Origin of the sequence: Sphingomonas lacusdianchii (assembly GCF_022664395.1) — a bacterium.
Lineage (GTDB): Bacteria > Pseudomonadota > Alphaproteobacteria > Sphingomonadales > Sphingomonadaceae > Sphingomonas > Sphingomonas lacusdianchii.
In genome coordinates this window covers 140,039-157,688 of the sequence record NZ_JAKRET010000006.1, presented here as the reverse complement: position 1 = coordinate 157,688, position 17,650 = coordinate 140,039, and the positions used below count along the sequence as shown (strand labels likewise).

Annotated in this window: 16 protein-coding genes; 11 read left to right on the top strand and 5 right to left on the bottom strand. The window is 65.7% G+C overall.

The features are described from left to right. Positions 1-94 precede the first annotated feature (94 nt). Positions 95-1,057, bottom strand: a complete 963-nt coding sequence (locus tag MF607_RS10290) for a cation diffusion facilitator family transporter (protein WP_242118270.1) — start codon at positions 1,055-1,057, stop codon at positions 95-97. A gap of 161 nt (positions 1,058-1,218) precedes the next feature. Here MF607_RS10290 and MF607_RS10285 point away from each other — a divergent pair, with 161 nt between their 5' ends. Together MF607_RS10285 and MF607_RS22920 are read left to right on the top strand one after the other, a co-directional pair. Next, positions 1,219-3,093 carry a putative bifunctional diguanylate cyclase/phosphodiesterase gene (locus tag MF607_RS10285; RefSeq protein ID WP_242118268.1) on the top strand — a complete coding sequence of 625 codons (1,875 nt, stop codon included), beginning with the start codon at positions 1,219-1,221 and terminating at the stop codon, positions 3,091-3,093. Then, a complete protein-coding gene (locus MF607_RS22920; RefSeq protein WP_242118265.1) occupies positions 3,090-4,139 on the top strand; it encodes a sensor histidine kinase in 1,050 nt (349 codons plus the stop codon). Before MF607_RS10285 ends, MF607_RS22920 begins: the two co-directional genes overlap by 4 nt. Here the strand turns inward: MF607_RS22920 and MF607_RS10275 are convergent. Genes MF607_RS10275 through cysD form a run of 3 tightly spaced genes read right to left on the bottom strand, consistent with a single transcriptional unit; the run spans position 4,122 to position 7,701 of the window. Beyond that, entirely contained in the window at positions 4,122-4,868 is a 747-nt protein-coding gene (locus tag MF607_RS10275; RefSeq protein WP_242118493.1) for a 3'(2'),5'-bisphosphate nucleotidase CysQ, read from the bottom strand. The two genes, MF607_RS22920 and MF607_RS10275, sit on opposite strands and share 18 nt — an antisense overlap. Continuing rightward, the gene (cysN, locus tag MF607_RS10270; RefSeq protein ID WP_242118262.1) at positions 4,862-6,784 is read right to left on the bottom strand and encodes a sulfate adenylyltransferase subunit CysN; all 1,923 of its coding nucleotides are present in this window, start codon (positions 6,782-6,784) and stop codon (positions 4,862-4,864) included. The genes MF607_RS10275 and cysN overlap by 7 nt, the downstream gene beginning before the upstream one ends. Then, positions 6,784-7,701, bottom strand: coding sequence for a sulfate adenylyltransferase subunit CysD (gene cysD / locus MF607_RS10265; RefSeq protein ID WP_242118259.1), 918 nt, complete (start codon positions 7,699-7,701; stop codon positions 6,784-6,786). Before cysD ends, cysN begins: the two co-directional genes overlap by 1 nt. Before the next feature lie 97 nt (positions 7,702-7,798). Between cysD and MF607_RS10260 the strand changes: the two genes are divergently transcribed. The 8 genes from MF607_RS10260 (at position 7,799) to MF607_RS10225 (ending at position 15,085) form a co-directional block, all read left to right on the top strand. Further along, on the top strand, positions 7,799-8,044 hold the full coding sequence (locus MF607_RS10260; RefSeq protein ID WP_242118256.1) for a hypothetical protein: 246 nt from the start codon (positions 7,799-7,801) through the stop codon (positions 8,042-8,044). A gap of 117 nt (positions 8,045-8,161) precedes the next feature. Then, complete coding sequence (locus tag MF607_RS10255) at positions 8,162-9,439, top strand: EAL domain-containing protein (protein WP_242118491.1); 1,278 nt, start codon at positions 8,162-8,164, stop codon at positions 9,437-9,439. A 96-nt stretch (positions 9,440-9,535) separates the two neighbouring features. After that, on the top strand, positions 9,536-11,968 hold the full coding sequence (locus MF607_RS10250) for an ATP-binding protein (RefSeq protein WP_242118254.1): 2,433 nt from the start codon (positions 9,536-9,538) through the stop codon (positions 11,966-11,968). A gap of 61 nt (positions 11,969-12,029) precedes the next feature. Then, positions 12,030-12,419: a response regulator gene (locus MF607_RS10245; protein ID WP_242118252.1), complete on the top strand. Its 390-nt coding sequence runs from the start codon at positions 12,030-12,032 to the stop codon at positions 12,417-12,419. 121 nt (positions 12,420-12,540) lie between these two features. Beyond that, positions 12,541-12,747: a 30S ribosomal protein S21 gene (gene rpsU / locus MF607_RS10240; protein WP_056459186.1), complete on the top strand. Its 207-nt coding sequence runs from the start codon at positions 12,541-12,543 to the stop codon at positions 12,745-12,747. Positions 12,748-12,835: 88 nt separating this feature from the next. After that, positions 12,836-13,444, top strand: a complete 609-nt coding sequence (locus MF607_RS10235; RefSeq protein WP_242118250.1) for an FKBP-type peptidyl-prolyl cis-trans isomerase — start codon at positions 12,836-12,838, stop codon at positions 13,442-13,444. 131 nt (positions 13,445-13,575) lie between these two features. Then, positions 13,576-14,613: a M48 family metallopeptidase gene (locus MF607_RS10230; RefSeq protein ID WP_242118248.1), complete on the top strand. Its 1,038-nt coding sequence runs from the start codon at positions 13,576-13,578 to the stop codon at positions 14,611-14,613. Between the two features lie 235 nt (positions 14,614-14,848). After that, positions 14,849-15,085: a hypothetical protein gene (locus tag MF607_RS10225; protein WP_200913333.1), complete on the top strand. Its 237-nt coding sequence runs from the start codon at positions 14,849-14,851 to the stop codon at positions 15,083-15,085. A gap of 752 nt (positions 15,086-15,837) precedes the next feature. Here MF607_RS10225 and MF607_RS10220 read toward each other — a convergent pair. Beyond that, positions 15,838-16,620: a metallophosphoesterase family protein gene (locus MF607_RS10220; RefSeq protein WP_242118245.1), complete on the bottom strand. Its 783-nt coding sequence runs from the start codon at positions 16,618-16,620 to the stop codon at positions 15,838-15,840. Between the two features lie 142 nt (positions 16,621-16,762). Between MF607_RS10220 and galU the strand changes: the two genes are divergently transcribed. Continuing rightward, entirely contained in the window at positions 16,763-17,629 is an 867-nt protein-coding gene (gene galU / locus MF607_RS10215) for a UTP--glucose-1-phosphate uridylyltransferase GalU (protein WP_056459509.1), read from the top strand. Positions 17,630-17,650 lie beyond the last annotated feature (21 nt).

Below are 17,650 nucleotides of genomic sequence, written 5' to 3'. Positions count from 1 at the left end.
CCGCCGGGGTAAGACGGAGATGGGATTGACGGTCCAGCTTCCGCAAAGGCCTCGCCCGCGCGCGGATACGCTCAGCTGCGACGGGACCTTCCCCTCAATGCGCGTGGGTCAGCCCGCAATCGTCGCCGGTCTCGATCTGTACCGTCGCATGGCCGATGCCGAAATGATGCTCCAGTTCCTCCGACAGCTCGACCAGAAAGCCGTCACCGGGATGGCCGTCGGGGACCACCAGATGCGCGGTCAGCGCGGTTTCGGTCGTGCTCATCGGCCAGATATGCAGGTCATGGACCCGCGCCACGCCGGGCAGGCCGGCCAGCATCGCTTCGACCGCGACCGCATCGATCCCGCGCGGCACCGCCTGTAGCGCCAGCAGCAGCGATTCGCTGAGCAGGCTCCATGTCCCGATCAGGATGATCGCGACGACGATCAGGCTGACGACCGGATCGATCCAGCCAGCACCGGTCCACAATATGGCGAAGCCGGCGATCACCACCCCGGCCGACACCGCCGCATCGGCGGCCATGTGCAGATAGGCGCCGCGGATATTGACGTCGCCATGCCGCCCGCGCGCGAACAGCAAGGCGGTGGCGAGGTTGACGACGATCCCGGCGAGCGCGACCCATATCACCGGCAGACCGTCAATCGGACGCGGCGATCCCAGTCGCTGGATCGTTTCCAGCAGGATCGCACCGACCGCGATCAGCAGCACCAGCGCATTGGCGAGCGCGGCAAGGATCGTCGACGCGCCCAGCCCATAGGTAAAACGCTTCGACGCCGGGCGCTTGGCCAGTTCCACCCCGCCCCATGCGATCAGCAGGCCCAGCACGTCCGACAGATTGTGGCCGGCATCGGCCAGCAACGCCATCGAATCATACCAGAAGCCCGCTGCCCCTTCGATCAGGACGAAGCCGATGTTGAGCAGCGTCCCGATCGCGAAGGCACGACCGAAATCGGCGGGAGCATGGCTGTGGCCATGATGCCCGTGCCCGTGATGCCCGTGCCCGGGATGTCCGTGCGAGTGTTGATCGTGGCCATGGCCATGGTGATGCGCGCCCATGGCGTGCTTCTGACAGGTACCGGTCGCAGTGACCAGATGCGACGCGGTGCAGCAAAAAGAGGGTTAAGCGACCGGTAACCTGGATCGAAAATGGATGCGACGCGCTGACCCGATTGGCACGCGGTCCGAAGACCGCCCTTTTGAGCAGCGGTACCGCGACCATGGACGACGAACGATCATCGGCGCGCATATTGATCGTCGACGATGACGCCGCGGTCCATGAATCCTATCGCCTGTCGCTGCGCATCGCCGACGATGCCGGCGCGCTGGCGGGTCTCGCCGCCGATCTGTTCGCCGATGTCGGCGCGCGCGACCCGCAACCTCTGCGCCTGATCCCGACGCATGTGCATCAGGGGGCGGATGCGGTTGCCGCCGTCGCCGACAGCGTGCGCGACGACACCCGCTTTGCCGTCGCCCTCATCGATATCCGCATGCCGCCCGGCATGGACGGGCGCGAGACGGCGGCGCGGATCCGCGCGCTCGACCCCGATTTGCAGATCGTGATCGTCACCGGATATTCGGACGTCGCGGCCGCGGAAATCGCTCGCGATGCCGGGCCGCCCGACCGCATCTTCTATCTCGCCAAGCCGCTGACCGCCGAAGAGGTGCAGCAGACCGCCCTGGCGCTGTCCCATCGTTGGCTCGCGGATCGCGAACTGGCGGTGACCCGCGCGGCGCTGGCGGCGAAGGTCGCCGAACTGGAGGAACAGGCGCGCGAACTGGCGGCGAACGAGAGCAAGGCCATCCATCTCGCCAATCACGATCCGCTGACCGATGCGCCCAACCGGCTGGCGTTTCTGCGTGTCCTGACCGACAGGCTGCGCGGGACCGACCGGTTCGCGATGGCGATGATCGATCTCGACCGGTTCAAGCTCATCAACGACACGCTCGGTCACTTGGTCGGGGACGAACTGATCCGCATCGTCTGCGCGATCCTGATCGAACAGGTTGGTGACGACGGCTTCGTCGCGCGGCTGGGCGGCGACGAATTCGGCGTCCTGTTGCGCGTCGCCGACGAAGCCGATGCGATGGAGCGATGCGAGCGGCTAGTCCGTGCCTGTTCGACCGATCTGCTGGTGTTCGGCCATCCGGTGCGCGGGGCCGCGTCGGTCGGAATGGTGTTGGCGGACGGCGAGGGCGGGCGCGATCCGGTCGACGTGATGCGCCGCGCCGACCTTGCGCTGAACGAGGCCAAGCGGGCCGGGCGCGGTGTCGTGCGCCGGTTCGACGACAGCATGGACGAATCGATCCGTTTCCGGCGCGGAATCGAACAGGGGCTGACCAGGGCGATCGCGCAAGGCGAGATGGCGCTGCTGTACCAGCCGATCATTGCCCGCGACACGCTGGACATCGTCGCGTTCGAGGCGCTGTTGCGATGGAATACGCCCGATTATCGCGACGTCAGCCCGGCGATGTTCGTCGCCGTGGCCGAGGAATCGAACCTGATCCACGAACTGGGCGACTGGGTGCTGGACGAGGTGTTGGCCATCCTGCCGCGCCTGCCGGGACAATATGTGTCGGTGAACGTCTCCCCGCGCCAGTTCCGCCGGCCGAACTTCGCGCCGTATCTGGTCGATCGCGTACGACGTGCGGGTATCGCGCCCGACCGGTTGCAGATCGAGATTACCGAGACCGCGATCTTCGACAATGCCGAACGCGCCGCCGCCACGCTGCTCGAGCTGCGCGAACGGGGGTTCCGCATCGCGCTCGACGATTTCGGGACCGGCTATTCGTCGCTCTACAATATCCGCAAGTTCGCGCTCGACTGTCTGAAGATCGACCGCAGCTTCATCGACGGCATGGGGCGCGAGCGCGAGAGCGTGGCGATCGTCCATTCGATCATCCACCTCGCCCGTGCGCTGCGGCTGGAAGTGGTGGCCGAGGGGGTCGAGACCGAGGCACAGGTGCAGGCGCTGCGCGTCGCCGGCTGTTCGCATCTGCAGGGCCATCATTTCGCCCGTCCGCTCGATGGGGCCGCTGCGACAGCGCTGGCGACCGACGGCCTCGACCGCCGCCGGTTGTCGGCGAACCGGTGACTGCGCGATCGTCGGTGGTTCGGCGATTGGGCCTGGCCGCACTTGCCGGCGGCCCGATGGTGCTGGCGGCGATGGCCCATGCCCGCGATCGCCGGACCGCCCGGCGACTGGCGCGGATCGAGCGGCAGGTGGCGGCGATCGCCGACACCGGCAAGGTCGCCCTGCTCGATGCCGGACCTAACCGCGACAGGGTCGCGGCTCTCGCCACCGCATTGAACCGGATGTTCGGCCGGTTGCGGGATCGCACCGGGCAGCTGGAACTTCGGGCGTTCGACCTCGGCCGGGCAGAGAGCCGCACGGCGATGGCGCACAATATCCGCAACGGGTTGTCGCCGATCAGCGCGATTCTGTCGCACAGCCTAGCCCAGCCGGCCGTCGCCGAACGTGGCTTGATCGAGCGGGCGGTCACCGAGCTCGGGCGCGACGACCTGCCGCCCGATCGCCGCGCGAAGCTGGTCGAATTCGTGCTTGCCGCAGTCGACGCGGTTGCCCGGGCACGGGTCGAGCGGATGGCACAGTTCGAAACCGGGCGCAGCGCCCTCGCCAACGTACTCGACATCGTCGGCGATTCACCGGTGGGGGAAGGACCGGTATGCGAACGTTGCGACGTGACCGACCTGATCGCGCGCAACGCCGCCATCGCCCGCTATGGCGGCGACCGGTCGATTGCCTTTGCCTTTCCGGCGCGACCTTGTTGGGTTTCGGCAAACCGGGTGATCTTGAGCCAGGTGATCGGCAACCTGTTCCGCAACGCGGCCGAGGCGATCGCGGCACAGGCGGGCGCGGCCGGGCAGGTCGACGTCACTTTGCTGGGCGAACCGGGTGGGGTGACGATGGTCGTCACCGATGACGGCGAAGGATTTGCCACCGAGGCCGCCGCGCGCCTGTTCCAGCGTGGCTATTCGACGCGGGTTCACCGTTCGGGCGGCCTCGGCCTGCACTGGTGTGCGAACGCGGTGGCGGCGATGGGTGGTCATCTCCGCCTCGAAAGCGACGGGCCGGGCCGCGGCGCGCGTGCGATCCTGACGCTACCCGCCGCTCGCTAGACCGGCGATGATCGGCAGGATCCGTGCCGCATCGTCGCGCCGACAGATCAGCAGATCGGGCAGCCAGGTATCCATGCAGTTGTAATAGAGGGGCGACCCGTCGATCCGGGACGCATGCAACCCGGCGGCCAGCGCGACGGCGACGGGGGCGCAGCTATCCCATTCATATTGCCCGCCCGCGTGTAGATAGATGTCCGCTTCGCCGCGGACCACCGCCATCGCCTTGGCGCCGGCCGACCCCATCGGGATGAGTTCGGCGTCGATCGCCTCCGCCACCGCCAGCGCCTGTGGCGCGGGGCGGGTGCGGCTCACGACCATGCGGGCGCGCGCCGGGCGGGCGGGAACGACCGGCGCCGGACTGCTCGACAGGGTGATGCCGAGCGATGGCAGGGCGACCGCGCCCGCTTCGGCCCGGCCACCGACGGCCAGCGCGACATGCACCGCCCAGTCGTCGCGCCCCTCGGCATATTCGCGCGTCCCATCGAGCGGATCGACGATCCACGTCTGCGCGGCGGCACAGCGCGCCTTGTCGTCGGCCGACTCCTCCGACAGCACGAAGGCATCGGGGCGGGCGGCGCGCAGCCGGTCGAGGATCAGGGCATTCGCTTCGCGATCCCCCCGGTCGCCCAATGCCTTGCCGGTTTCCCGACCCTCCGCGCGAATGGCGAGCAGCAGCTTGCCCGCCTCGGCGGCGATCGCGGTAGCGAGCAGTGCGTCGTCGGTCACAATATCGGTGCCCAGATGCCGAGAATATGTTCGACGATTCGTTCCGCCGCGGCCTCGGGCGTCTCTTGCGTGGTGTCGACGCGGATTTCGGGCGCGAGCGGCGGTTCGTACGGGCTGTCGATGCCGGTGAAATTGGCCAGCTTGCCGCTGCGCGCCTTGGCATACAGCCCCTTCACGTCGCGCGCCTCGGCCACCGCCAGAGGCGTATCGACGAACACCTCGACGAACTCGCCCGCCGGCAGCATCGATCGCGCCAGATCGCGCTCGGCGCGGAAGGGCGAGATGAACGCGGTCAGCACGATCAGCCCGGCGTCGGCCATCAGCCTGGCGACCTCGCCGACGCGGCGAACATTCTCGACCCGGTCGGCATCGGTGAAGCCCAGGTCGCGGTTCAATCCGTGGCGGACATTGTCGCCATCGAGCAGGAAGCTGTGCTTGCCCAACGCGTGAAGTTTCTTCTCCACCAGATTAGCAATGGTCGACTTGCCCGATCCCGACAGGCCGGTGAACCATAGCACGCGCGGGGACTGGTTCTTCTGCGCGGCATGGGCTTCGCGCGTGATATCGATCGACTGCCAATGGACGTTCTGGCTGCGGCGCAGGCAATAGTCGATCATGCCGGCGGCGATGGTGGCGTTGGTGATCTTATCGATGAGGATGAACCCGCCAAGGTCGCGATCGTCGGCATAGGGTTCGAAGGCGATGCCGCGATCGGTGAAGACGTCGGCGACGCCGATATCGTTGAGCGACAGCGTCTTGACCGATAATTCCGCCAGCGTGTTGACGTCGATGGCATGGCGCGGCGGCTGGACCGTCGCCGACACGGTGCCCGCACCGGTCTTCAGCCAATAGGCACGACCGGGGAGCAGCGGTTCGCCGTCCATCCACACGATCGTCGCGCGGAACTGATCGGCGACCTGCGGCGGAGCGTCGGCGGCGGCGATCACGTCGCCGCGCGAACAGTCGATCTCGTCGGTCAGCGTCAGCGTCACCGACTGTCCGGCGACCGCCTGTTCCAGATCGCCGTCCATCGACACGATGCGCGCGACGCGCGACGTCCTGCCCGACGGCAGCACGCGGACGGCATCGCCCGGACGGATGGTGCCGCTGGCGATCAGCCCGGCAAAGCCACGGAAGTCGAGATCGGGGCGGTTGACCCATTGCACCGGCAGCCGGAACGGCCGCGCGGCCGCCGCCTCGCTGTCCAGTTCGACCGATTCGAGATGCTCGATCAGCGCCGGGCCGGTGTACCACGGCGTATTGACGGAGGCGGCGGCAATATTGTCGCCCTTGAACCCCGATAGCGGGATCGCGGTGAAGCCGGCGATGCCGATCGATTCGACGAAGGCGGCATAATCGGCGACGATGCGGTCGAAGGTCGCCCGATCATAGCCGACCAAATCCATCTTGTTCACCGCCAGCACGATGTGACGGATGCCGATCAAGTGCGCGAGATAGCTGTGCCGCCGCGTCTGGGTCAGCACGCCCTTGCGCGCGTCGATCAGGATCACCGCCAGGTCGGCGGTCGACGCGCCGGTGACCATGTTGCGGGTATATTGTTCGTGGCCGGGCGTATCGGCGACGATGAACTTGCGCTTCTCGGTCGCGAAGAAGCGATAGGCGACGTCGATGGTGATGCCCTGTTCGCGCTCGGCGGCGAGGCCGTCGACCAGCAGCGCGAAGTCGATCTCCTGCCCCTGGGTACCGACCCGCTTCGAATCGTTCTCCAGTGCCGCCAACTGATCCTCGAAGATCATCTTCGAATCATAGAGCAGCCGGCCGATCAGCGTCGATTTGCCGTCGTCGACCGAACCGCAGGTGATGAAGCGGAGCAGCGACTTGTTCTGATGCTGTGCCAGATAGGCGTCAATATCCGCCGCGATCAGCGCGTCGGGGGTATAGGCGGGGGAGGTCGCCATCAGAAGTAACCTTCCTGCTTCTTTTTTTCCATGCTGGCCGACCCGGCGTCGCGATCGATCGCGCGCCCCTGTCGTTCGGAGGTGGTGGTGAGCAGCATTTCCTGGATCACGTCACTGAGCGTCGCCGCCTCGCTCTCGACCGCGCCGGTCAGCGGGTAGCAGCCGAGCGTACGGAAACGGATCGACCGTTCAACCGGCACTTCGCCGGGCAACAGGCGGAAGCGGTCGTCATCGACCATCAGCAGCATGCCGTCACGCTCCACGGTCGGGCGGGGGGCGGCGAAATAGAGCGGGACGATCTCGATCTTCTCGCGCAGGATATATTGCCAGATGTCGAGTTCGGTCCAGTTCGACAGCGGAAAGACCCGAATCGATTCGCCCTTGGCTTTCCGCGCGTTGTACAGATGCCATAGCTCGGGCCGCTGCGCCTTGGGGTCCCAGCGATGATTGGCCGAGCGGAAGGAGAAGACGCGTTCCTTGGCGCGACTCTTCTCCTCGTCGCGGCGCGCGCCACCGAAGGCGGCGTCGAAGCCATATTTGTCGAGCGCCTGCTTGAGCCCCTCGGTCTTCCACAAATCGGTATGCAGGCTGCCATGGTCGAACGGGTTGATGCCGCGCGCCTGTGCCTCCGGATTGTGGTGGACCAGCAATTCCATGCCGGCATCGCGTGCCGCCTTGTCGCGCAGGTCGTACATCGCGCGGAATTTCCACGTCGTGTCGACATGGAGAAGCGGAAAGGGCGGCGGCGCGGGATAGAATGCCTTTTTGGCGAGATGCAGCATCACCGCCGAATCCTTGCCGACCGAATAGAGCATCACCGGCCGTTCGGCCTCGGCGACCACTTCGCGCAGGATATGGATGCTTTCCGCCTCGAGCCGTTCGAGGTGGGTCAGGCGGCGGATGATGGGATCGGTCATGGTCCTGTCGCAGGTAGCGACCAAAGGCCTAGCGACAAGACAAGGATTCTTGCGAGACCCGCCAGTTCAGCTTTGCCGGGGCGGGCGGGGAAGGGGGATGAACAACGGGGCGGCCGGACGCAAAAACGCCTGGGTCGTGACGGCGAACCGTCCCGACCCAGGACGCGTATTCCAGTTAGACCGGACGAAGATCTTCGCCGTAGCCGTCACGGAACAGAGCGAAAAACGCCTGCATTTTCATTCTCCCAGTTACGCCGAAGCGCAAGCGGACATTAACCGAAAATTAACCATACGCCAAATTCTAATTGCAAGAAAACTGCGTCCTTTCAAATGCGAACGTTAACCGAAGCTTTGGGGTTCGGGCGGTAGCGATGGTTCCACCATGGCACGCGCCGATTCGAATCATATCCCGCTGGGCGGGCTTTCGGGACACGAGGGACGGTCACGTCCCGTGTCCGGTATGCCTGTCGGGACCGAAGCGCTGCCGCCGGTGCTGACGGCATGGCATAGCTTTGTCTTTCTAGCAGAAGTGGACGATTTTGCGACGCTGCGTCGCGCGGTCGGGATCGCGCGGGCGGCAGCGGTGCCGGAAGATGTTTCGGCGCGAATCGCCGCCGCGATCCCGGCGATTCGCGTGGCGCCGGTCGGGCGGGGGGCGATCGAACTGGGGTTCGCGGGCGAATCGGCAGCGGCCGGTCCCAGAATGCTGGAGCGGATTCACGCCGCGATGGCGCCGGCGTTCGACCTCGACGGCGAAACCTACCGCCTGTCGCTGCGAATCGGTGGTGTCGGGGCGGAAGCGGCCGAGCATGACGACGTCCGGTTGATCGAAGCTGCCGAAGAGGCGCTGTCAGATGCGCGGCAAGCCAATGCCGACGTGCTACGCCACCTGAACGATCCGGTGGCCGGCCATGATCCCATCCAGTTGATGCGCGAGCTACCTGCCGCGATCGAGAGCGGCCAGATCTTCCTGCAATATCAGCCCAAGGTCCGGGTGCGGCAGCAATGTGTGGCGAGCGCGGAAGCTTTGGTGCGCTGGCGGCACCCGACACGCGGGTTGATCCTGCCGGGCGACTTCATCGAGGCCGCCGAACGATCGAATGCGATCGGCGCATTGACGCTGTGGATCATCCGCCGGGTGATCCTCGATCAGCGGGCCATCGCCGCGGCCGGCTATGATATTCCGATCTTCATCAATATTTCCGGCGTGCTGCTGTCCGACCCGGGGTTCGTCCGCGACGCCTGTGCGCTGGTGCGCGGCGGCGATGCGCGGGTCGGGTTCGAGATCACCGAGACCGCGGTCATTCGCGATCCTGAAAGCGCCATCGCCAATCTGCGCGCCTTTGCCGATATCGGCGTGCCGCTCGCAATCGACGACTATGGTGCGGGACTGTCGTCGCTGGCCTATCTCAAGCGGCTGCCCGCCAGCGAATTGAAGATCGACAAGCTGTTCGTAACGCAACTGACCAGCAGCAACCGCGACCCGCTGATCGTACGGTCGACCATCGATCTGGCGCATGCGCTCGACATGGAGGTGACCGCGGAGGGGGTCGAGACGCCTGCCGCACTGGCGCTGCTCGGCGTCATGGGATGCGACATGGTGCAGGGCTATCTCATCAGCCGCCCGGTCGAGTTCGCCGCGTTCCGCACCTTCCTGCAGGAAAAGCGCCATGTCGCCGCGATGGCCAGTCCGCGGCTGTCGTTCCTGCGGAACGAAGGCCAGTGGAAGACCGGGTAAGCAGGGCGCGGCAAGGCTCGAAACGCATTTGCCACGCCACTCCCGCAAAGTGCTAAACACTACGAATCATTAACCAAAGCGGACTAGGGTTCCTGTATGCGCCTACGGTTCCCGCTTCTTGTCCTATCCCTGGTCGCGGCGGCGGGCGCGGTTCCGGCGACCGCACAGGCGACGCCGTTCGACACCCGGTTCGAGGCGGTCCGCAGCCTGTTGCTGACCGATCCGCAACGCGTCCTGCGCGACGGTGGCGCCCTCGAGGACGCGGCCAAGCGTCGTGACGGCGATCGCTCGACGATGGTCGTCGCCAGCAAATGGTTGCAGGCCGAGGCCTATGTCCGGCTCGGCGACCCCGGATCCGCCGCTGGCGAAGTCGAGGAAGCGCTGGCGATCCTCCACCGCCTGACGGGCAAATATGCGATCGAGGGCGACGTGCTGCGCACGCGCGGCGACATCGCCGCCGATGCCGACAATGTCGCCGGGGCACTTGCCGATTATCAGTCCGCCTATCGCGTCTATGGCATGGTCGACGACCGCAGGGGGCAGGCGATGGCGCTGCTCAGCATTGGCGCGCTGTACCGGCAAGGCGCTGATTTCGAAGCCGCGCTCCGCTATTACGGGCAGGCGATCGAAATCTATGACGACGACCCCGCGCTGTCGATTTCGCTGCTGAACAATCGCGGGAACGTCCTCGCGGATATGGGTCGGCACCGCAGCGCCCTGATCGACTACACCAATGCACTGGTGAAGGCGCGTCGGATCGGCAACCGGCCATTCGAGGCGCAGATTCTTCGCAACCTGGCGCGCTCGCAACGGGCGGTCGGCGAGATCGCCGCCGCGGATCGGTCGATCGTCGAAGGGTTGCGGACAGCGCGCGAAATCCGGTCCCGTGGTGTCGTCGATCAGCTGAAGGCGCTTGCCGGGCGACTGGCGGCCGATCGTGGCGATCTGGTCGACGCGACCCGGCTGATCGACGAAGCCTTCGCCGGCGTCGACCTGACCAGGACGTCGCTGGCGATGCGCGACAATCACCGCAACGCCTATGCCGTATATCTGGCGGCCGGCGACGCGGTGAAGGCACTGCCGCATCTGGCGGCGATCGACCGGCTGAACGAGCAGGCGACGCAACTGACCACGTCGACCAAGACGGCGCTGATGTCCGCCCGGTTCGATTTCCAGAACCAGGAATTGCGCATCGCCCGGCTGAAGCAGGAGGAACTGCGCCGCAACATCGCGTTCGAACGGGCCAGTGCGCGGTTCCAGCGCATCCTGTTCGGCAGCATCGCCGCAGCGGTCGCGGTGCTGGTCGCGTTGCTGAGCTTCGGCATCGTAACGCTCCGGCGCAGTCGCAACGCGGTTCGCCATGCCAACGTCGAACTGGCCGCAACCAATATCGCGTTGGAAAAGGCGTTGAAGGCGAAGGGCGATTTCCTTGCGACCACCAGCCATGAGATCCGCACGCCGCTGAACGGCATCCTTGGCATGGCACAGGTCATGTTGCGCGACCACCGGCTGACCCCCGACCTGCGCGACCGGCTGAGCATCGTGCATGATGCCGGGGTGACGATGCGCTCGCTCGTCGACGACATTCTGGATGTCGCCAAGATGCAGTCGGGCAACCTGTCGGTCGAGCGCATCCCGACCGACCTGATCGCGACCATCGAGGAACTGACCCGCGCGTCGCGCCGTCAGGCCGAGGATCGCGGGCTGCGCTTCTCGCTCGACATCGGCGACGTGCCGCGCTGGGTCGAGGGGGATCCGGTGCGGTTGCGGCAGATCCTGTTCAACCTGCTGTCGAACGCGCTCAAATTCACCGAGACCGGCGCGATCGGCGTGCGCGTCGAAGGCGACACGCGGCGGGTGCGGATTTCGGTGCGCGACAGCGGCATCGGCATCGCGGCCGATCGCATCGACGAGGTGTTCGAATCGTTCCAGCAAGCGGACACCAGTACGACCCGCCGGTTCGGCGGAACCGGGCTGGGGCTGACCATCTGTCGCAATCTGGCGCGGGCCATGGGCGGCGACATTCATGTGGCGAGCGTGCCGGGCGAGGGGTCGACCTTCACGCTCGATCTGCCGGTGACGCTCGCCGCGCCGCCGGTATCGCAGGGCGGCGCGGATGCCGGCGGTACCACGCTGCTGATCCTCGAGCGCAACCCGATCGCACGGGGCATGATGCGGACGCTGTTCGCCGACCATTGCGGCTCGATCGCGTTCGTCGACGACGCGGCGGCGGTGCAGGCGCGGTTGCAGCAGGGGGGCGTGCTGGCGCTGTTGATCGACATGGCGGCGCTTCGTGCGACCTCCGACGAACCGGAACGCGACCTTGCCGCGATTGATGCGCTGCTGCGATCGGCAGCCTTGCCGGCGGTTTTGATGCTAACGTGCGAAGATTATGGCGTAAGCGCCGGTTATGACGCCATAACATTGCTGAACAAACCCGTTTCGGCTAAGCAACTTATCGACGCGTTGTTCGTCGTTCGGAATGAGCCGGGTGCAGTGCCAACAGCCCTTGTTTCAAATGCGGCGTAGCGATAGCGGATTTCGATATGCAAGGCTTTGAAATCACTGCGATCGGCCGGGTCAACGACGCATGAGGATATTGTTCGTCGAGGACGATGCGATGAATCGTCGGGTCGTTCGCGACATGCTCGACGTCGCCGGGGCGACGATGGTCGAGGCCGACCTCGCCGAAGCCGGGCTGCGCCGGATCGACGAGGATGAATTTGACCTTGTCCTGCTCGACCTGCGCATGCCCGGCATGGACGGGTTCGAGGTCATTCGTCGCGTGCGGGCGCGCGAGGACGCGAAGCGGATGCTGCCGATCGTCATCGTCACCGCCGATACCGCGATCGACCTGACCGAACGGTGCCTCGCCGCCGGGGCCGACGAAGTGCTGTTCAAGCCGGTGGCGATGGACGCGCTGTTCGACGCGATCGGCCGGATATTGGCGAAGCGGGCCGGGGGCGATCTGCTGTTCTGACCGCGGGGGCGGACGGACTTGCCCGCAGACGACACTCCTGTTAGGGAGACGTGTCACGCCGCAGCCATGCTTCGGCGAACCCTATTCTATTGCGATTAAAGACCCGGAGTTTTTCGACCTCATGCAGATCATCGTTCGTGAAAACAATGTCGATCAGGCCCTGCGCGCGCTCAAGAAGAAGCTGCAGCGCGAGGGCGTGTATCGCGAGATGAAGCTGCGTCGTCATTACGAAAAGCCTTCGGAAAAGCGCGCTCGCGAGCGTGCCGCCGCCGTGCGCCGCGCCCGCAAGCTGGAGCGCAAGCGCGTCGAGCGCGACAGCGCCCGGTAATATCCCGGTCGTGGCTTGCCGACATGGGTGTCGGTGGGCCGCCGGTTTCCTGTGATGCGGTGCGCAAGGCGCGCCATGAGGGGTGTCGATGTCGGTCACTGCCGTTCCGCTGCAACCCGTGAAGCAGCGTCATATCGTCTGGGTATGGGTCGGGATCGCGCTGGCGTTGCTGGCCGCGGCCGTGCTCGCCCGGATGGGCACCCGCAGTGAAGCGGCGTCGTTCCTTGCGGCCAACGCAGCGCGCGCCGGCGTGGTCACCACCGCCAGCGGGCTGCAATATGAGGTGCTGACCAAGGGCAGCGGGCCGACGCCGACCGATGCGGATGTCACGCTCATCAACTATGTCGGCAAGCTGACCGACGGTACGATCTTCGATCAGAGCCGACAGCCGACCCCGATGTCGCCCAAGCAGGTCGTTCCGGGGTTCGGCGAGGCGCTGAAGCTGATGCCGAAGGGATCGCGCTACCGCTTATGGCTGCCGCCGCAGCTCGGCTATGGCGCGCCGCGTCCCGAGGGCGCGCCGCCAATGTCCCCCGAGGTCAAGAAGCTGTCGAAGCAGGTGCTGGTGTTCGACGTCGACATGATCGAGTTCATCCCGGAGGCGGTGCTGCAGCAGATGCAGATGCAGCAGATGATGCAGGGCGGTGGCGCGGGCGCGCCGGCACCCGGACAGGCGCTGCCGCCCGGCGCGCGCTAATCGCGACGAATTGGATAGGAGACGGCGTCGGAGCTTCCGGCGCCGTTTTCTTTTGTGTCGGCGCCATGGCCAGCGCGGGCTATGCCCGCACGGCATCGCCTTGCACCCGGCAATCATGCTACCAACCGGTGATGTTCTCAACTCTTCATCGCATGGCGCAGCGGTGTCGTGCGGTGCGACTGCGGCGGGGCCTCCTGCTTGCCGGCGCATGGCTGACGATCGGTGCCGCACCGATTCCCGCAGCGACCGTCGAAACCGATCGGGCGACGCTGGAGGCGTTGCGTGCTGCCGACTTGCGGCTGGGGGCCATCGGCTATCGGCTCGCGCGCGCCAACGCCGCGCTGTGTACCGACCTCGCTCCGGTCACCGGAATGATCGTGCACGCGATCGATCAATATGACCCGACCGAACAGCCGGTCGCGCGCAGTACCTTCGGCTTCGAAACCGGGATCGCGGTCGAAGCGGTCGTAGCCGACAGTCCGGCAGCGCGGGTCGGCGTACAAGCCGACGATTCGATCGTCAGCATCAACGGTCACCCGGTCCCGACAACCCGGGGTGGCGGGCATGTCGCCACCCGCGACGCGTTCGCCGCGCTGCTCGATGCGCAGGCAGCGGACCGCCCGCTGTCGATCGTGCTACGCAGGGCGGGGCAGGACCGTGCGCTCACCATTCCGGCGTCACCGGGCTGTCGCACCTTGTTCGAACTGCGAATCGGGCCGTCGCTGGATGCGGTCGCCGATGGGCGGCTGGTGCAAATATCGAGCCGGTTCCTCGACCGATTCGATGATTCGCAGGTCGCGGTCGTCGTGGCCCATGAATTGGCGCACAACATCCTGCGTCACCATGTCCGGCTCGACGCGGCGAAGGTCAGTCGCGGCGTATTTCGCGAACTGGGCCGAAATGGACGCATCTTTCGTACGACCGAAGACGATGCCGACCGGCTGGGCGTTCATCTGTTGCGCAATGCGGGCTGGGACCCGGCGGCGGCGGTTGCGTTCTGGAAAGGGCCGGGCGCGCGCATCGACGGCGGCATCTTTCATAGCAGGACGCACTCATCCGCCGGAAAACGCGCCGAAAATGTCGCAGCGGAGATCGCCGCCATCCCGGCTGGCGCACCGATCCCATACCGGCCGGCCGTGCTGAACACCCGCGATGAGCCGCTCCAATAACCCGACCATTGCCGTGCCGGCCGCGCTTGCCTCATTTCGTACCGCACTGCATATTGAACTGCCGCGATTGCGAACGAAACCGGGTGTGCCTGGCGAGTTTCAGCCGTGTGCAGGGCGTGTCGTACCCTCGCTGTCCCCGGTAACGGTTGGCCGCGATCGGTGCGATAAGGCTTGCAGGGGGGCGGGCCGTATGCGAAGGGCCGCTCGACGTGTAGTAACACAAGGGAGTGTTGAAATGGGTTTTGCCAAGAAGATGCTGATCGCGGCCTCGGCCGTGTCGATGACCGTTGCTCCGACGGTTGCGACCGCCGCCAACGCTTCGAAGCTGTCGGTTGCTCGTGCGTCGGCTCCGGCCGCCAAGGGCGAAAAGCTGGCCGGCGGCGGCGTGATCGTCGCGATCCTCGCTGCGGCTGCTGTCGTTGCGGGCATCGTTGTCGTCGCCGACTCGGACAGCGATTCGGACAGCAACTAATTGCTCGCGCGGGGAACCGCGCTTCAGTTTAGGGAAGGGGCGCTCCGTTGGGGCGCCCCTTTTCGTTTGTGTGGGGTTGGTCGGCGACCGTTCGCAATGGAGCGGCGGGTTATGTCCGTGTGACCGTAATTGACGCTGCCTCGTCGCTATGCAGCCGCCGCTGCCAAGTTGGCCACTTCGACTTCGGTCTGGTCTAGCCAACTGGGAACGTTGCCTCAGCGAAGGAGGCAGTCTCGTGCGTCTCTTGTCTCTCTCTGGCATTGAGCAGATCCCAGCCTGTTACGGGATGACGCCCGGTCCGGCTTCGAGCGCGTTGACAAAAGGTAGAAACGTTCGTGCCGAGTAGGGGCTGAGGTCGTCAAAGACCCGTATCGAAGCACCCACCACAGCCGGTCCTTCGATACGCCATTTGGACAAGCTCGCTGGCTACTCAGGGCAAACGGGTCAGGCTCATGTCATCATGCTCCAGGCGCTTGCCGCAGGTCGTCAGAGGCCTGCCCCGCCCACCGGTTCACGTGGCACCGCTGACCTTCTCGGGGCGATCGCCATGCACGGCTCGACATGGGTTCGAGGGTGCGACCAAGCCATGTCGACCGCCGGCTCCAATCCGGCTCCGCTTCTGCACCGGGTCGGAGAAGCAGGTCCCGGATCAAGTCCTGCGACGAAGATCCGGCTTCGTTCAACCGACAATAGTGGAATTGTCTAATTCCGATCCGTCTTGGAACCCGTTCGCGGGAATGCTACCTCCGGCGTTACGCCGCTGCCGCGTAGGTGCCGGCGGGCAGCGCCGTCGACAGAAAACGCCGCGTATCGCGATCAAGTACCAGCGCGGTCAACCGGCCGCTGCGATAGGCACCGGTATCGATTCCGATCCGGTTGGTACGAATGTCGGGATCGCCGGTCACGGTATGCCCGTGGATGACGAAGCGCTCATGGGGGCCGCTATGGTCGAGAAACGGCGACCGGATCCAGCGCAGGTCGGAGGACTTCTGCGCGTCGAGCGGCACGCCGGGGCGAATGCCGGCATGAACGAAGACATAGTCGCCAACGACCAACTGGTCGGGGAGGTTGCGCAGGAAATGCAGATGTTCAACCGGCACATGCTCGGCGATCAGGCGCTGGACGCCCTTCAGGTCCTCGCGCTCATAGGCTTCTTCGCTGACGCCGTAGCTTAGCAGGGTTTCCTTGCCACCGGCGCGTGCGAAGACGCCCAGCGCCTGTCGCGAACCCTCGGCGGCGGTCAGCAACAGTTCCTCGTGGTTGCCGCACAGGCAGTGGACGTCGTCGCTTGCGGCGCACATCGCCATCACCCGGTCGACGACCCCGCGCGAGTCCGGACCGCGATCGATCAGGTCGCCCAGAAACACCAGCATCGCCCGCCGGCCGTCGCGAGCCGGATCGGTGTCGATCTGCACCAGCAAATCATCCAGACAATCGAGGCGACCATGCACGTCGCCGATCGCATAGACGAGGATATCGTCGGGAATGCGCGGCGCAGGGGTTGCAGGCCTGCGAAATAGCTTGGAGAATACCATGATGTGCGTCGCCCTTAGGGGAAAGGGGCTGTACGATCAATGAACCGCTGCACTGCCGCGAACCGGTGGTCGGTGGTCATTGGCCGTTTGCCAATCCCCAAACGAATCTCTATTGCGGCGCAGCAATTTTGGGGATGAAACGATGACGATCAAGAAGGTTCGCAAGGCAGTCTTTCCGGTCGCCGGTCTGGGCACCCGATTTCTTCCCGCGACCAAGTCGATGCCGAAGGAAATGCTGACGGTCGTCGACAAGCCGCTGATTCAGTACGCCGTCGAAGAGGCGCTGGAAGCAGGCATCGAACAGATCATCTTCGTCACCGGTCGCGGCAAGGGCGCGCTGGAGGATCATTTCGACGTTTCCTATGAACTGGAAGCGACGATGAAGGCGCGCGGCAAGTCGATGGCGCTGATCGAGGGTATCCGCCAGAAGCCGGGCAGCCCGGTCTATGTCCGCCAGCAGGAGCCGCTCGGTCTTGGCCATGCGGTCTGGTGTGCGCGCGAGATCGTCGGCGACGAGCCGTTCGCGGTGCTGCTGCCCGACGAGCTGATGGTCGGCGGGTTCCTGAAGCAGATGGTCGACGCCTATGAGAAGGTCGGCGGCAACGTCATCGGCGCGCTGGAAGTGCCCGACAGCGAGACCGACAAGTACGGCATCATCTCGCCGGGCAAGCAGGACGGCCGCCTGACCGAGGTCACCGCGCTGGTCGAAAAGCCCAAGGGCAAGGCGCCGTCGAACCTGATGATCCCGGGCCGTTACATCCTGCAGCCCGAAGTCATGCAGATCCTCGATTCGCAGGAGCCGGGTGCCGGTGGCGAAATCCAGCTGACCGACGCGATGGCGAAGCTGATCGGCAACCAGCCGTTCCACGGCTTCACCTTCGACGGCAAGCGTTACGACTGCGGCGACAAGGCCGGCTGGGTGCAGGCGAACATCGCGCTGGCGCTGGCCCGTGCCGATATCGGTCCGGCGGTGCGCGCGTTTGCCGAGGAAGCGCTGGCCAACGGTTGAGCGACCGGGCGGAGGTTACGG

Excerpts from the sequence above, each read along its gene's own strand:
- MF607_RS10290 (WP_242118270.1), bottom strand. The coding sequence starts at position 1,057 with ATGGGCGCGCATCACCATGGCCATGGCCACGATCAACACTCGCACGGA.
- MF607_RS10285 (WP_242118268.1), top strand. The coding sequence starts at position 1,219 with ATGGACGACGAACGATCATCGGCGCGCATATTGATCGTCGACGATGAC.
- cysN (WP_242118262.1), bottom strand. The coding sequence starts at position 6,784 with ATGGCGACCTCCCCCGCCTATACCCCCGACGCGCTGATCGCGGCGGAT.
- cysD (WP_242118259.1), bottom strand. The coding sequence starts at position 7,701 with ATGACCGATCCCATCATCCGCCGCCTGACCCACCTCGAACGGCTCGAG.
- MF607_RS10260 (WP_242118256.1), top strand. The coding sequence starts at position 7,799 with ATGAACAACGGGGCGGCCGGACGCAAAAACGCCTGGGTCGTGACGGCG.
- MF607_RS10255 (WP_242118491.1), top strand. The coding sequence starts at position 8,162 with ATGCCTGTCGGGACCGAAGCGCTGCCGCCGGTGCTGACGGCATGGCAT.
- MF607_RS10250 (WP_242118254.1), top strand. The coding sequence starts at position 9,536 with ATGCGCCTACGGTTCCCGCTTCTTGTCCTATCCCTGGTCGCGGCGGCG.
- MF607_RS10245 (WP_242118252.1), top strand. The coding sequence starts at position 12,030 with ATGAGGATATTGTTCGTCGAGGACGATGCGATGAATCGTCGGGTCGTT.
- rpsU (WP_056459186.1), top strand. The coding sequence starts at position 12,541 with ATGCAGATCATCGTTCGTGAAAACAATGTCGATCAGGCCCTGCGCGCG.
- MF607_RS10235 (WP_242118250.1), top strand. The coding sequence starts at position 12,836 with ATGTCGGTCACTGCCGTTCCGCTGCAACCCGTGAAGCAGCGTCATATC.
- MF607_RS10230 (WP_242118248.1), top strand. The coding sequence starts at position 13,576 with ATGTTCTCAACTCTTCATCGCATGGCGCAGCGGTGTCGTGCGGTGCGA.
- MF607_RS10225 (WP_200913333.1), top strand. The coding sequence starts at position 14,849 with ATGGGTTTTGCCAAGAAGATGCTGATCGCGGCCTCGGCCGTGTCGATG.
- MF607_RS10220 (WP_242118245.1), bottom strand. The coding sequence starts at position 16,620 with ATGGTATTCTCCAAGCTATTTCGCAGGCCTGCAACCCCTGCGCCGCGC.
- galU (WP_056459509.1), top strand. The coding sequence starts at position 16,763 with ATGACGATCAAGAAGGTTCGCAAGGCAGTCTTTCCGGTCGCCGGTCTG.